This window comes from Roseovarius sp. MBR-154, from assembly GCF_053628595.1.
Genome location: NZ_JBRJGR010000008.1, coordinates 26,916 through 41,371, shown reverse-complemented (window position 1 = coordinate 41,371; position 14,456 = coordinate 26,916). Strand labels below are relative to the sequence as shown.

The following is a 14,456-nucleotide window of genomic DNA, read 5'->3' as shown; positions in this document are numbered from 1 at the left end:
GGATGACATCCAAACGGGACGACGCTCGCGCACTCCCTTAGGGTGGGTTTCCAACCCACCGGTCCCGCAGCCTCACCGCAGGATGAACGCCCGCTCACGCCTCGGCCTTCTTCTCCCATTTTCCGGACGCCTCGGACCAGTATTGCGCCGAACAGCCCGCTGCTGTCAGGGCCTTCCACTGGCTTCGGGCAACGGTGACCGCGCCCGGGTCATTGCCATCAAACAGGATGCAGACCCGTTCCAGCGCCTGCACGTCGTCCGGGGCCACCTCGGCCCCGTCCACCGCCATCACGCAGACCGCGCCGTTGGGCCGCTCGACCCCGGTGGTCAGCAGCACGGGCTGGTCGGCGTCATGCGGGCCGCCCGCCAGACCGTGCGGCAGAAAGCCGTCCTCGGGGCCAAGCCACAGCTTTTGATCGAGCCAGCCCATGCGCCCGGGGTCGCGCCCGCGTACCGCCACGCGCCAACCCGCCTGAAGCGCCTTGCCCAGAAGCAGGGGCAGGGTCACCTCGAGCGGGCGTTGCGTCAGGTGATAGAAATAGGCCGCGCCCATCAGCCGCTCTCAAGCATGTCCGCGACCAGACGGTTGAGCGCCATCACGCCCCAGCCCGAGGCGCCCTTGGGGCCGTAGGGTGTGTCGGATTTCACGCTGGCGACGCCGGCGATGTCGAGATGCACCCAGGGCATGCCATCCTGAATGAAGCGGTGCAGGAATTCGGCGGCGGTGATCGTGCCCGCAGGCCGCCCGCCGGAATTCTTGATATCGGCGATCTGGCTTTTCATCATGTCGGCATAGGCCTTGCCCAGGGGCAGCCGCCACGCGCCTTCGCCCTCGGATTTCGCGGCCTTGAGGAACGCGTCGCAGAGCGCGTCGTCATTGCTCAGCACGGCGGCGTTTTCATGGCCGAGCGCCACGATGCAGGCCCCGGTGAGCGTGGCAAGGTCGATCACGCCGCGAGGGCGATAGGTTTCCTGCGCGTACCACAGCACGTCGGCGAGCAGGAGACGGCCCTCGGCATCGGTGTTGATCACCTCGATGGTGTCGCCCTTCATCGAAGTCACCACGTCGCCGGGCCGCGTGGCGCGGTCCGAGGGCATGTTCTCGACCAGGCCGACGAGGCCTACCACGTTGGCCTTGGCCCCGCGCCGCGCCAGCGTGCGCATGACGCCCGCCACGACGCCCGCGCCGCCCATGTCCATGGTCATGTCCTCCATGCCCTGCGCGGGTTTGAGGCTGATGCCGCCGGTATCGAACACCACGCCCTTGCCGACGAGCGCGAGCGGGGCCTCGCCCTTGGGCCCGCCCTGCCATTCCATCACCGCGAGCTTGGTCGGGCTGATGCTGCCATGTCCCACCGACAGGAGCGCGCCCATGCCGAGTTTCTCCATGTCCTTTTCCTCGAGCACGGTGATCTTGAGGCCGAGGTCTTTCATCGCGGCGATGCGGTTGGCGAATTCGGTGGTGGTGAGGTGATTGGCGGGCTCGCTGACCAGATCGCGGGTGAAGAACACGCCCTCGGCCACGGCGAGCGCCGGGGCGGCCTCGGCCTCGACCTCGGCGGGTTTGGCGACCATGACGGTGATCGGCCCGGCCTCGGTCTTGTCGCCGGACTTGTGCGGGGTGAATTCATAGGCGCGCAGCACCGCGCCGAGAACCACCTCGACCGGGCGTTTCAGCGAGCCGCCCAGGATCGTCAGAGCCTTGTCGCCCTTGGCCCGGCCAAGCGACACACCGGCGCGGCGGCTGTCTTCGACATTGGCGTTGCGCGGCAGCACGACGATATCGAGCGCCTCGGCAGCCAGGCCCACGGGCCAGGCCAGCGTGATCAGATCGCCTGCTTTCTTCTTGTCCAGCCCGCCGCCTTCGGCGAGGCGCGCCAGCGTGCCCTTGGTCAGCCGGTTGACCCGCCGGGCGGCCTGATCGAGCTTGCCGTCGGGGGGCAGGATCACGGCCACGCGCCCCTCGGCATGCGCGATGGCGTCGAGGTCGGTCTCGGTGAAGGAAACGGAAACGGGCGTGGTCATGAAACGGCTCCTCTCTTGGTTCGCTCCAGACCTAGCGCGGCTGGCGGCCGATGACCAGTTAGCAGTTTTCCCGCCCGGCCAATTCGGCTAGGTTGCACCCCACGATGTCAGCGGCGGGGGAAGACAGTGACCAGATTCGACAGATACATGCTGTCGCAATTCATGGTTCTGTTCGGGTTCTTCGCCCTTGTCCTGATCGCCATCTTCTGGATCAACAAGGCGGTGCGGATGTTCGACCGGCTGATCGCCGACGGGCAATCGACATGGGTGTTCATGGAATTCACCGCGCTCACGCTGCCGGGGGTGATCGGTGTGATCCTGCCGATCGCGGCCTTTGCCGCCGCAGTCTACGTCATGCACAGGCTGGTGGTCGAAAGTGAACTGACGATCATTCAGGCGACCGGCTCTTCGCCGTTGCGACTGTTGCGTGCGGTGCTGGTCTTCGGGGTGATCGTCGCGGGTCTGATGTCGGTGCTGGCGCATGTGCTGATCCCCAGCAGCCTGAGCCAGTTGCGCCTGCGGCAGGACGAGGTGTCGCGCAACATCTCGGTGAAGCTGCTGAGCGAGGGCGAGTTCCTGCATCCCGCCCCGGGTATCACCTTCTACATCCGCGAGATCACGCCCGAGGGCGAGTTGCGCGACGTGTTCCTGTCGGACCGCCGCGATCTCGACAGGACGGTGACCTATACCTCGGCGCGCGCCTATCTGGTGCAGGAGGCGCAGGATGTGCAACTTGTCATGGTGTCGGGGCTCGCCCAGACCGTGCAGCGCGACGGCAACCGGCTCTTTACCACGCATTTCGACGACTTTTCCTATGATATCAGCGACCTCATCGAGCGGGCGGCGATCAACCTCAACCGGGTGGCATTCGCGGCGACTGGCGAGATGCTGCGCGACCCGCAGGCGGTGGCCGAGCGGACCGGCCGCAGCCTCGGCGCGGTGATGGCGGAGCTGCACGGCCGCTTTACCGCGGCGCTGATGTGCGTGATCGCCGCTCTTGTGGGGTTCTGCACGCTGCTTGTTGGCCGGTTCAGCCGGTTCGGGATCTGGCGGCGCGTGGTGCTGGCCTTTGGCCTGCTGATCGCCCTCAAGGTGGTCGAAAGCGCCGTGCTGACCCCGGTTCTGGTCAATGCCGCGCTCTGGCCGTTGCTTTATCTGCCGGTGCTGAGCGGTCTTGTGATGACGCTGTCGCTGCTGTGGCTGGCGATGCATCCCGAGATGCCGGGCCGTCTTGCCCGGCGCGCCTGGCGCGGTCTGGCGGGGGCGGGCGCATGATTCTGCATCTCTATTTCGCGCGGCGTTTCCTGACCAGTTTTGCCGCCGTGGCGGCGGCCCTTGCGGTGCTGATCGTGATGATCGAACTGATGAACGAGCTGGGCGATTTTCCGGGCCAGCCGTTCCGCAACGTGCTCGGGATCGTGCTGCTCAAGATGCCCTGGTCGAATTACGAAATCCTGCCGCTGGTGATGATCCTCGCCTCGGTGGCGATGTTCCTGCGGCTGTCGCGGTCGTCTGAACTCGTGGTGCTGCGCGCCTCGGGGTGCTCGGCCATTCGCGGCCTGATGGCACCGGGCCTGGCCGCGCTCGCGATTGCGCTGGTTGCGCTGGCGGTGGGCAATCCCATCGTTGCCGCCACGTCCAAGCGCGAGCACGACCTCAGCAATCGCTACAGTGGACAGGAGACCGCCGCGCTTGCCATCGCGGCGGAGGGACTGTGGCTGCGGCAGGGGCGGACGGAGGGGCAGACCGTCATATTTGCGCTGCGCGCCAGTTCCGATCTCGGTACGCTTTTTGAACCGACTTTTCTGAATTTTGCCAGTGACGGCACGCCGCTGCGTCGGATTTATGCCGCCGAGGCGCGGCTTGGGCAGGGCCAATGGCATCTGCGCGGTGCCAAGATCTGGGACCTCGCCCGCGGCAGCAATCCCGAGGCTGCGGCCCGGCAGGTCGAGAGCCTGACCATCCCGTCGGACCTGACACAGGACCGCATCATCGACAGTTTCGGGCGGCCCCGCTATGTCTCGATCTGGGAATTGCCGAGCTTTATCGCGGCGTTGGAGGGGGCGGGTTTCTCGGCCCGCCGCTACGCCGTGTGGTATCACAGCGAGCTTGCCCGACCGGTCTTTCTGGTGGCTTTGGTGCTGATGTCGGCGGCCTTCACCATGCGCCACATGCGCGGGCGCAGTGCCGGGCTCATGGTCATGACGGCGATACTTGTTGGCTTCGGGTTGCATTACATCCGCAACTTCGCGCAGATACTGGGTGAGAGCGGGCAGATTCCGGTGCTGCTGGCGGGCTGGGCGCCACCGCTGGCGGCGCTGTGTCTCGCCATTGGGCTCTTGTTGCATCTGGAGGATGGATGACGCGTGCGGGCTCGATACTGGTGGCTTTCCTGCTCTGGGTGGGGGCGGCGCTGGCGCAGGAGGGCGCGGCGCGCGATGCGGCGATGCTGGTGGCCGACGAGGTGCGCCTCACGGCCGATGAACGCCTGATCGCCACCGGCAATGTCGAGACGCTGCACCGTGGTCGCCGTCTGACCGCGCAGGAAATCGTCTATGTCCGCGCCACCGACCGGCTGTTCATCACCGGCCCGATGACCCTGACCGAAGAGGATGGAGAGATCGTGGTCGTCGCCGACAGTGGCGAGCTTGACCGTGATCTGACCGACGGTATCCTGCGCGGGGCGCGGATCGTGATGCGCGATCAGCTGCAACTGGCCGCTCATCAGATGCGCCGCACCGACGCGCGCTACAACGAGCTTTACAAGGCATCCGTCACCTCTTGCCGGATCTGCAATTCGGGGCAGCCGCCGCTCTGGCAGATCCGCGCCGAGCGGATGGTCCACGATCAGCAGAAACGTCAGATCTATTTTCACAACGCCCAGTTCCGCATTCTCGACGTGCCGGTCTTTTATCTGCCGCGCCTGCGGCTGCCCGATCCCACGGTCGAGCGCGCGACCGGTTTTCTGGTGCCGACGATCATCAATTCCAGCCTGCTGGGCACCGGCGTGCGGGTGCCGTTCTTCATCCGCATGGGCGATCATCGCGATCTGACGCTGGCACCGTTTTACGGCACTGATTCACGACGGCTCGAGCTGCGCTATCGTCAGGCGTTCCGGACCGGCGAGATCGAGTTCAATGGCGCCATCTCGGATGACGATTTCAGCCCGAAGGACACAAGGGGCTATATCTTCGGCGAGGGGCGGTTTGATCTGCCGCGCGACTTTACCCTGCGGTTCAACGTCGAATGGACCAGCGACGATGCGTTTCTGCTCGATCACGGGTTTTCCAGCAAGGACCGGCTGGAGAGCGAGATTTCCATCGAGCGGGCGCGCCGTGACGAATTCATGCGCGGGGCGTTCACGCTGGTCGATTCGCTGCGCGTGGGCGAGCGCAATGCGACGCTGCCGACGATCATCGGCAATGCCGAATACGAACGCCGGTTCTTTCCGTCCCGTCTGGGTGGCGAGTTGCGGTTTTCCGCCACGGCGCATAGCCACGCGAGGACCTCGGATCTGATCACCGACGGGCCCGACCCCGACCGTTTTGCCGATGGCCGCGATGTCACGCGCTTTACCTCGAGCCTCGACTGGCAGCGTGACTGGATCCTGGGGGCGGGGGTGCGCGCCGATATCCGCACCGGGCTTACGCTCGATCATTTCGAGATCAACCAGATCGGCACCACCGCACGCGATCAGGCCACCGAGATCACGCCGAGTGCGGCGGTCCGCCTGCGCTGGCCGCTGATGAAGACCGGCTTGGGCGGGGTCAGCCATGTCATCGAACCGGTGGTGCAACTGGCCTGGTCGGGCGGATCGAATCCCGATATCCCGCAGGATGAGACCACCGCGATCGAATTCGACGAGGGCAATCTCTTCAACGTGTCGCGATTCAACGCCCCCGACCGGCGCGAGCGTGGCTATAGCGGCGCCTATGGCCTGAGCTATTCGCGTATCGACCCCACCGGCTGGGAGGGCAGGCTCGCCCTGGGCCAGGTGTTCCGCGACGAGCGGCTGTTCGAATCCGATGGCAGCACCAGTTTCACCCGCTCCTCGGGTTTGCGCGACCGGAGCTCGGATCTGCTGATCGCGGCGCAGTTGCGCACGATGGGCGGGCTTGTCCTGACCGGGCGCAGCCTGTTCAACGAGATGTTCGACGCCACCAAGGCCGAGGCCCGCGCCAGTTGGCGCAATGACCGCACGGATATCGGCGCGACCTATATCTGGCTGGTCAGCGACCCGCGCGAGGGCCGCAATTCGAGCGTGTCGGAATGGTCCATCGACGGCAGCTATCGCTTTGCCCGGCATTGGACCGCCAGCGGCGAGTGGCGCTACGATACCGCTGCTGATCGCAGCGTGCGCGCGGGTGCGGGGATGACCTATTCCAACGAATGCGTGGATATCACGCTTTCCGTCTCGCGCCGGTTCACCTCGTCGACTATCCTTGAACCCGAGACCAACATCGGCTTTACGGTGGCGCTACAGGGCTTTTCGGCCGCAGCGCGGAACCAGAGCTTTACACGCAAATGCAGGAACTGATCAGCATGACCCCGACTTTCCGCCGCCTCACGGCCCGCCTGGCCCTGACCGTTGTCGTGGCCGTTATCGGCATGGCGCTTCCGGGCGTGCCGACGGCGGCGCAAAATCTGTTTGAACCGGTGATTTTCGTGAACGATCAGGCCATCACCCGCTACGAGTTGCAGCAGCGCGCGCGCATGCTGACGCTGTTTCGCGCGCCGGGCGACCCAGGTCAGCTGGCCCGCGAGCAGCTGATCGAGGAGCGGATCAAGCTCGATGCGGCGCGCGGCGTGGGGCTTACCCTTGACGACGAGGCGGTGCGCACCGGCATGGAGGAATTCGCCGGGCGTGCGAACATGACCGGCGAGCAACTGATCGCGGCGCTTGAACAATCCGGTGTCTCGGAGGAATCCTTTCGCGAATTCGTGCGCGCCGGGATCACCTGGCGCGAGTTCACCCGCGCGCGCTTTGCCTCGCGCGTGTCGGTCAGCGAGTCCGATCTTGAGCGTGCGACACAGGCGCTGACCGGCGGGTCTTCGGTGCGGGTGCTGCTGTCGGAGATCATCCTGCCGATCAACAGCCTGGAGGAGGCCGAGGCGCAGCAGGATCTCGCCGCGCGCATTGCCACGGCCGATACCGAGGCCGAGTTTGCGGCCCTTGCACGGCAGCATTCCGCCGCCGGTTCCGCTGGCCAGGGCGGGCGGATGAACTGGACCCAGGCCAGCGACCTGCCGCCGGGGCTGCGCCAGATCGTGCTTGCGCTGGCCCCGGGCGAGGTGTCGGACCCGCTGCCCATCGACGGGGCGATTGCGCTGTTCTTCCTGCGCGACATCGAGGAGACCGCCGTCTCTACACCGGAATTTTCAGCGATCGAATACGCCGCATATTACATTCCGGGCGGGCGTCGGGAGGAGGCGTTGCGACGAGCAGCGGAGGTGCGCGCCGAGGTCGATACCTGTGACGACCTCTATGGCGTGGCCAAGGATCAGCCGCCTGAGGTGCTGGAGCGCGGCTCCAAGGCCCCCGAGGAGATCCCCGCAGATATCGCCGCGGAACTGGCGCGGCTCGATCCCGGCGAAACCTCGGCCAATGTCACCCGGTCGAACGGGCAGACGCTTGTCTTCCTGATGCTTTGCGGCCGCACGCCCAAGCTGGATGGCGAGCAGCCCACGGTCGAGGATCTGTCGAACTTCATCCGCAACCAGCGGATCGAGTCCTTTGCCAACGGCTTTCTGGAGCAGCTGCGCGCCGAGGCGCGGATCGTCGAGCGATGAGCGTTCCGGTCGCGCTCACCTGTGGCGAGCCGTCCGGCATCGGCCCCGAGATCGCCGCCGCCGCCTGGGGCGCGCTGAGGGATGACCTGGCGTTCTTCCTGATCGGCGATCCGGCGCATCTGCCCGAGGACACGCCGCATGTGGTGATCGACCACCCCGCCGAGGCGATGGCGGCCTGCGCGCAGGCCCTGCCGGTGCTGCGGCATGATTTCGCCGGGGCCCGCACCCCGGGCACGCCACAGCCTGCGCAGGCGCAGGGTGTGATCGACGTGATCGCGCGGGGGGTGCGGTTGGTGCAGGCGGATGAGGCGCTTGCGCTCTGCACCGCGCCGATTCACAAGCAGGCGCTACAGGAGGGGGCGGGCTTCGCCTTTCCCGGCCATACCGAGTATCTGGCGCATCTGGCGGGGGTCGAGCGTGTGGTGATGATGCTGGCCTCGGATGCGTTGCGCGTCGTGCCCGCGACGATTCATATCCCGCTGAAGGACGTGCCGCAGGCGCTGACCGCCGAGGTGTTGGAGCAGACGATCCGTATCACCCACGCCGCGCTGATTCGCGATTTCGGTATCAGTGCCCCGCGTCTTGCTGTCGCCGGGCTGAACCCGCATGCGGGTGAGGGCGGGCGCATGGGGGCTGAGGAGATCGAGGTGATCGCGCCGGTGCTGGAGCGGCTGCGTGGTGAGGGGATTGATCTGCGCGGGCCGCTGTCGGCGGATACGATGTTTCATTCCGGTGCGCGGGCGGGGTATGATGCGGCCATCGCCATGTATCATGATCAGGCGCTCATCCCGATCAAGACGCTGGATTTCGACCGGGGCGTGAATGTCACGCTCGGGCTGCCGTTCATCCGCACCTCACCCGATCATGGCACTGCACTCGACATTGCGGGGAAGGGGGTGGCCAACCCGACCTCGCTGATCGAGGCGCTGCGCATGGCGCAGGCCATGGGCCGGGCGCGGCGGGGATGAGCCGGCTTGACGACCTGCCGCCGCTGGCACGCGTGATTGCGGCGCATGGCCTGTCGGCGCGCAAGTCCTTGGGGCAGAATTTCCTGCTGGATCTGAACCTGACCGCCAAGATCGCGCGGCAGGCGGGCGATCTGACGGGCTGCGATGTGCTCGAGATCGGGCCCGGGCCCGGCGGGCTGACGCGCGGTCTGCTGACGGAGGGCGCGCGCCGGGTGCTGGCCATCGAGAAGGACGCGCGGTGCCTGCCTGCCCTGCAAGAGATCGCGGCGGTTTCGGACGGGCGGCTTGAAGTGATCAATGGCGATGCGCTCGACATCGACCCGCTGGCGCATCTGACGCCGCCGATCCGGGTGGTGGCGAACCTGCCCTATAATGTAGGTACGGAGTTGCTGATCCGCTGGCTGACGCCGCGAGACTGGCCGCCGTTCTGGCAATCGCTGACGCTGATGTTCCAGCGCGAGGTGGCCGAGCGGATCGTTGCTGTGCCCGGATCGAAAGCTTATGGGCGGCTCGCCCTGCTGGCGCAATGGCGGGCAGAGCCGCGCATCGTGATGCACCTGCCGCCCGGGGCCTTCACGCCGCCGCCCAAGGTGTCGAGCGCGGTGGTGCATCTGACGGCGCTGGCCGCGCCGCGCTATCCGGCCGATCCGAAGATCCTCGAACAGGTCGTGGCGCGCGCCTTTAACCAGCGCCGCAAGATGTTGCGCGCGGCGCTCAAGGGCGCGGCCCCGGATATCGAGGATCGGCTCCGGGCCGCCAGGATCGAGCCCACCGACCGCGCCGAGACAGTCGATCTGGAACGGTTCTGCGCCCTTGCCCGGCGCATGCCGGGTGGCGCGGAGGCCTGATCGGGGCGCGGGCGGCCCTTAACGCAAGCCGCGCTTTGCCAGATCGAGTGCCAGGTCGCGCATCAACCGGGCGCGCGCGGCAGCAAGCGCCTCGGGGGTGGTCTCGGCCCCGATCCCGGTTTGCAGATCGAAGAGGCGCGCGCGGTCCGGCCCGTCCTCGGCGCTCACGAAATATTGACCCGAGAGGCGAAACGCGCCATCCGCGCGGGCGAGCATCTCTTCGACGCGGATCTCCACCTCGGCAGCGGCGGGGTCGAGAAAGGGCCACGGCTCTGATGCGACGCGTGCGCCGGTGATCTCGGTCAGAAGACGCGCCAGTTCCAGGGTCATCGCGCGGCTTGGATCGTCGGCCCACAAGAGCCCGCCGCTGTCGCGCAGGCGGCCTGTGGCATCGGCGGTAAAGATCGCCTCGCCCGCCGCATAGGTGGGCAGCGAAACATTGCGCAGGGCGACGGTCGCATGCGCGATGCGCTGTGTCTCCGAAACCTCCGCGCGCGGGACGGCGAGGCGCTCTTGGGGGGCCGAGGCGCAGGCGGCCAGCAGGGACAGGGCGGCGAGGCAGGTGATGGAAAGGGATTTGAACATGGCTCAGCGTCCTCGGATCAGGGAACTTGGGTTGCGCTCGAGCGCGCGGGCGAGCGAGGCGACGGCCTTGGCGGCGGCCTCGACCTCGCGCAGGGCGGCGCGGGCGTCGCGCCCGACCCCGCCCTGTGCCTGATAGCCTTCGAGCGTGGTATTGGCGCGCGAAAGCACGCCGCGCGCCTCGGCGATGAGGCCGGGAAGATCATTTCCGGCCTCGGCGAAAGTGTCGGCGGCGCTGCGGGCCGAGTCGAGGGCTGCGACGGCATTGTCGACGACGCCGCCCGCGCGCAATTCTTCCAGCACGAGGGCCAGTTCGCCAAGCGCGCTGTTGAGTTGGCCGGGTAGGGCGCGGGTGTCCTCCTGCCCGATCAGGCGCTCGGCGCTGGCCAGCAGCGCCGAGAGATCGGCGGCCAGCACATCGAGTTCGACCTCGCCTGCACGCGCGGCGACGGCATCGAGCCGGTCGATGAGCCGGGGCAGGCCTTCGGTCGCGCTACCGACGCTGCGCGCGGCCTCTGCCGCCTCGTCCAGCAGGCTGGAAACGCGGGCCGCGAGCGCCTGCTCGTTGATCTGCGCGATCAGCGTTTCCAATTCGGCCAGCGTGGCGTCGAGCCGCGCGGGCAGGGCCTGCGCCTCGGTCAGCAGCGCGTTGACATTGCCGGGCACGGCGCGGGTGTCGTCGCTGGCAATCAACGTGTTGGCGTTCTGCATGAGGGTGATGGCCTGCGCCATGACCTCCTCGACCGGCAGGGCGTTGATCCGCTCGAACACGCCCTCGGCGGTGGCCGAGACATCGGAGATCTCGCTGTCGGTGGCGGGCAGGACCGGCGGTGCGCCTTCGGTCTGGGTGATCTGCGCCTCGGGGGCATTCGGCACCTCGATCAGTTCGACCTTGAGCCCGCCTGTCAGGATCGACGCGGTGGCCAGCCGCGCGCGCAGGCCCTCGGCGACCCGCTCGCGCAGGAAATCGAGCGCGTTCTCGGTGCCATTCTCGCCATCAAGGCCAAGCCGTCCGGGCCGGATCGCCAAGGTGACGGCAAGGCGCACGTTGCCATCGCCGAACCGCGCCTCGTCCACCATGCCGTTGAGCGCTTCGACCTCGCCGATGCGCAGCCCGTTCAACTCCACCGGCGCGCCGGTGGACAGGCCGGTGATGTTCTCGTCGAAGATCACCGAGAGCGTCAGCGCCTCGCCCTCGTTGCCGGAAAAGATGCTGGCCCGCGCCTCTGATTCCTCGGCAAAGACGGTAAATCGCGCGCCGGGGTCGACGGAAGTGCCGCCCGACAGCATCGTATCGAACGTGATGCCGCCCGAAACCAGCGAGGCAAGGGACGAGAAATCGACCGAAGCCCCGCCCGGACCGAAGGAAAACGAGAACCCCGAGGCATCCCAGAACCGCGTCGCGCTGTTGATCAGTCGGTCATGTGGCGCGAAGATCACCGCCTCGGCCTCGGCGGTGCTGCCCTCGGAGGAAATGACCGGTTTGCCAATGCGGCCCACCTCGATCCCGCGATAGAGGATCGGCGCGTTCTCGGTCAGGGCAGCCCCGCCCGCGGCGCGCAGTGTCAGCCGCAATCCGGGATCGCCCAGGCGTTCCAGCGGGGCATCGGCCAAACCTTCGAAGCGCGTGGCCGCCGTGCCCGGCTCGGCATCCCAAAGCCCTTCGATGAAGACGCCCGACAGCACGGTGTCGAGGCCGGAGACGCCCTGCGTCGTGACCTGCGGGCGCACCACCCAGAAGCGCGCATCGTTGTCCACGTAAGGTGCGACACCCTGATCCAGCCGCACCTTGACCAGCACCTGGCCCAGGCCATCGGCAAAACCCACCTCCTCGACCAGCCCGATCTTGACGTCGCGGTAGCGCAATTCCGTCGCGCCGGCGCGCACGCCGCTGGCGTTCTCAAACCCGATCTCGATCAGCGGGCCGCGATCCGCGTAGTTCCGCCAGGCGATGGCCAGCACCACGACGAGCGCCACGAGCGGCACGATCCAGACAATCGACAGCCGTTGCCAGACCGGGCGGCTGGCCGCAGAAACCGGGGCCTCGGGCGGGGATGTGGTTTCGTCACTCAAGCGGTACGCTCCTTCGGTTTGCGGGCGGGCGGCGCGCCCTCGGCGCTGTCCCAGATCAGGCGGCTGTCAAAGCTCTGCGCCGACAGCATGGTGAAGATCACCGAGAGGGCGAAGAACAGGCTTGCCCGCCCCGGCGTGATCGTTGCCAGCGCCTGAAGCTGCACCAGCGAGGACAGGATGGCCACCACGAAAACGTCGATCATCGACCAGCGCCCGATATATTCCACCACCTCATAAAGCCGGTGCCGCCACGCCTCGGAGATCTGCGGCCCGTGCCGGACCCCGATGGCGAGCCCGGCGAGCACCACGAACTTGCCCACCGGGATGAGGACGCTGGCGATCAGGATGATCGTCGCCACCCCCCAGTTGCCATGTCTTGCCAGGTCAACCGCGCCGCCGACGATGGTGTCGCTCTGCGTGCTGACCAGGGTGCGGGTTTCCAGCATCGGATAGATATTGGCCGGGATATAGCAGCCCAGCCCGACCAGCCACCAGGCCCAGACCTTTTGCAGTGACATCGTATCGCGCGACTGCAAGCGGCTGCCGCAACGCGGGCAGTGCGCGGTGCCTGCGGGCGCGGGGCGGGTGCAGCGGGTACAGCCTACGAGCCCCTGCTCCCGCGCGGTTTTCACTCCTTCAGGGAGGCCCATATCGAATACCTGCACATCAATCGGTCACTCGCCACCACGACCACCACAAGCGCGGCGAAGAGCCAGGCGGCGGGGCCGAAGAACACCTCGGCCAGATCGCTCAGTTTGACAAGGGCCACGGCACAGCCAAGCGCGAAAATCTCGGCCATCGACCAGGGCAAAAGCTCCTCCGAGAAGCGGAACGCATTGCGGGCATGCGGTGCGGGCGGCCGGTCGCGGATGATCGGGGCGAGCACATAGATCAGCAGGATCAGCCGCAGCGCCGGGATGATCACGATGAACAGGAGCACCGCCACCGCAAGCACCGACAGCAGCCCCGAAAAGGCAAAGGCGGTATCGAGCACCGACGCTTCATTGCGCACCCCGCCCGCGCCGATGGCGAGAAACGGAAACACCGTCGCCGCCGCGATCAGGATCAGCACCGTCAGCGCGAGCGCGATCAGCTGCGTGCCCGCCTTGCGCCGGGGCGCGATCAGCACGGTATGACAGCGCCCGCAATAGGCCCGCTCGCGCGCGGCCACGGGCGGTGCGCGATAGACCAGATCGCAGGTCGGGCAGACGATCATCGCGTCCAGATCGGTGTCGGTGGCGTGCATCGGCTGTGATCCTCTTGCCAGCATCCCGGGCAAGGGGTCAGAGTGGGGTATGCAGTGCTGGAACTCAAGCCCTGTGCCCCGGACCGGCGGCGACATGTCGCCTTTGACGGCGTGGGTTGCGTGGCTTTGGACGCGCTGTGCCCGGTCTGCTCTTGGTTGCTTGGGCGACGGGCTGAGGGGAGGATTGCGGACTTTGCTGGCGATTGCCGAACTTGCCTCACGGTTGATAATGGCCTGAAGCAGTCATAGCACCCCGCCAGAAGGTGTTGCGCGGTCGCAGGGCCGGGGACTGGCGATGCAACGTGTGTGGCAGGTACTTTATCCCGGCAAAACCCGTGTAACCCCAACACGTTGCGCAACCCCTCAAATCGCCAGGCCGCGGGACGGCCCGGCGATCGCGCGGCACCTTCGGTGCGTTTCGCGCGGGATGCGGCAAAGGCAGATCAAGGCCAAAACGCCCACCGCCTCAACGCGCCGCTATGGGCAAGTCGGGCTTCGAGCTGTCATCTGACCGTTCCGCTCAAGGATGCCGGACCAGCGCCCGCGCGTCCGCTGCCCCCGCGCCCGCTGCCATTGTGCATCTCATGCCGGGTGGGCACGACTACCGGATGATGATCTCGTCGCTGCGCATCACGCCCAACACGTCGCGGGCCTGTTCGTCGAGCAGGTCGAGATCGAGATAGTCGTCCGAGAGCCGCTGCGTCAGGTTTTCCATCCGCGTGACGCGGGCCTCGAGCGTGTCAAGCTGGGCGCGCAGTTCGGCGCTTTGCGCCTCGATCTCGGCGCGGCGGAAGAGGCCGAAATCGCCCTGCACGGCGGCAAAGGTGAAATAGGCCCCCATGAAGAACGCCACGGTGAAGAAGATCAGCGTGCCCCAGGGGCGGTTGCGGGGGGTCATGATGTGCCTTGCCTCGTTGCGCCGCC

Annotated in this window: 13 protein-coding genes; 6 read left to right on the top strand and 7 right to left on the bottom strand. The window is 67.0% G+C overall.

Translation table 11 applies throughout. The annotated features are described in order from the left end of the window. Window positions 1–94: 94 nt before the first annotated feature. Together ACSSV4_RS11820 and ACSSV4_RS11815 are read right to left on the bottom strand one after the other, a co-directional pair. Entirely contained in the window at window positions 95–553 is a 459-nt protein-coding gene (locus ACSSV4_RS11820) for a DNA polymerase III subunit chi (RefSeq protein ID WP_454275352.1), read from the bottom strand. Further along, window positions 553–2,025 carry a leucyl aminopeptidase gene (locus ACSSV4_RS11815; RefSeq protein ID WP_454275351.1) on the bottom strand — a complete coding sequence of 491 codons (1,473 nt, stop codon included), beginning with the start codon at window positions 2,023–2,025 and terminating at the stop codon, window positions 553–555. The genes ACSSV4_RS11820 and ACSSV4_RS11815 overlap by 1 nt, the downstream gene beginning before the upstream one ends. A 147-nt stretch (window positions 2,026–2,172) precedes the next feature. On the opposite strand from ACSSV4_RS11815, the gene ACSSV4_RS11810 reads away from it, so the two are divergent. From ACSSV4_RS11810 to rsmA, 6 genes are read left to right on the top strand one after another with little or no spacing between them, the layout of a single operon-like run. Continuing rightward, complete coding sequence (locus tag ACSSV4_RS11810; RefSeq protein WP_454275488.1) at window positions 2,173–3,300, top strand: LptF/LptG family permease; 1,128 nt, start codon at window positions 2,173–2,175, stop codon at window positions 3,298–3,300. Further along, on the top strand, window positions 3,297–4,388 hold the full coding sequence (gene lptG, locus ACSSV4_RS11805) for an LPS export ABC transporter permease LptG (RefSeq protein WP_454275350.1): 1,092 nt from the start codon (window positions 3,297–3,299) through the stop codon (window positions 4,386–4,388). Before ACSSV4_RS11810 ends, lptG begins: the two co-directional genes overlap by 4 nt. Continuing rightward, on the top strand, window positions 4,385–6,562 hold the full coding sequence (locus ACSSV4_RS11800; protein ID WP_454275349.1) for an LPS-assembly protein LptD: 2,178 nt from the start codon (window positions 4,385–4,387) through the stop codon (window positions 6,560–6,562). The genes lptG and ACSSV4_RS11800 overlap by 4 nt, the downstream gene beginning before the upstream one ends. Beyond that, window positions 6,550–7,815, top strand: coding sequence for a peptidylprolyl isomerase (locus tag ACSSV4_RS11795; RefSeq protein ID WP_454275348.1), 1,266 nt, complete (start codon window positions 6,550–6,552; stop codon window positions 7,813–7,815). The genes ACSSV4_RS11800 and ACSSV4_RS11795 overlap by 13 nt, the downstream gene beginning before the upstream one ends. Then, window positions 7,812–8,783, top strand: a complete 972-nt coding sequence (gene pdxA, locus ACSSV4_RS11790; RefSeq protein ID WP_454275347.1) for a 4-hydroxythreonine-4-phosphate dehydrogenase PdxA — start codon at window positions 7,812–7,814, stop codon at window positions 8,781–8,783. Before ACSSV4_RS11795 ends, pdxA begins: the two co-directional genes overlap by 4 nt. After that, a complete protein-coding gene (gene rsmA / locus ACSSV4_RS11785) occupies window positions 8,780–9,631 on the top strand; it encodes a 16S rRNA (adenine(1518)-N(6)/adenine(1519)-N(6))-dimethyltransferase RsmA (RefSeq protein ID WP_454275346.1) in 852 nt (283 codons plus the stop codon). Before pdxA ends, rsmA begins: the two co-directional genes overlap by 4 nt. 18 nt (window positions 9,632–9,649) lie before the next feature. On the opposite strand, the gene ACSSV4_RS11780 is transcribed toward rsmA, so the two are convergent. The 5 genes from ACSSV4_RS11780 to ACSSV4_RS11760 form a co-directional block, all read right to left on the bottom strand. Then, window positions 9,650–10,216: a PqiC family protein gene (locus ACSSV4_RS11780; RefSeq protein ID WP_454275345.1), complete on the bottom strand. Its 567-nt coding sequence runs from the start codon at window positions 10,214–10,216 to the stop codon at window positions 9,650–9,652. A gap of 3 nt (window positions 10,217–10,219) precedes the next feature. Next, window positions 10,220–12,286: a PqiB family protein gene (locus tag ACSSV4_RS11775; protein WP_454275344.1), complete on the bottom strand. Its 2,067-nt coding sequence runs from the start codon at window positions 12,284–12,286 to the stop codon at window positions 10,220–10,222. Then, the gene (locus ACSSV4_RS11770; RefSeq protein ID WP_454275343.1) at window positions 12,283–12,936 is read right to left on the bottom strand and encodes a paraquat-inducible protein A; all 654 of its coding nucleotides are present in this window, start codon (window positions 12,934–12,936) and stop codon (window positions 12,283–12,285) included. The genes ACSSV4_RS11775 and ACSSV4_RS11770 overlap by 4 nt, the downstream gene beginning before the upstream one ends. Then, window positions 12,915–13,532: a paraquat-inducible protein A gene (locus ACSSV4_RS11765; protein WP_454275342.1), complete on the bottom strand. Its 618-nt coding sequence runs from the start codon at window positions 13,530–13,532 to the stop codon at window positions 12,915–12,917. The genes ACSSV4_RS11770 and ACSSV4_RS11765 overlap by 22 nt, the downstream gene beginning before the upstream one ends. Window positions 13,533–14,133: 601 nt before the next feature. Beyond that, window positions 14,134–14,430: an FtsB family cell division protein gene (locus ACSSV4_RS11760; RefSeq protein ID WP_454275341.1), complete on the bottom strand. Its 297-nt coding sequence runs from the start codon at window positions 14,428–14,430 to the stop codon at window positions 14,134–14,136. Window positions 14,431–14,456: the final 26 nt, after the last annotated feature.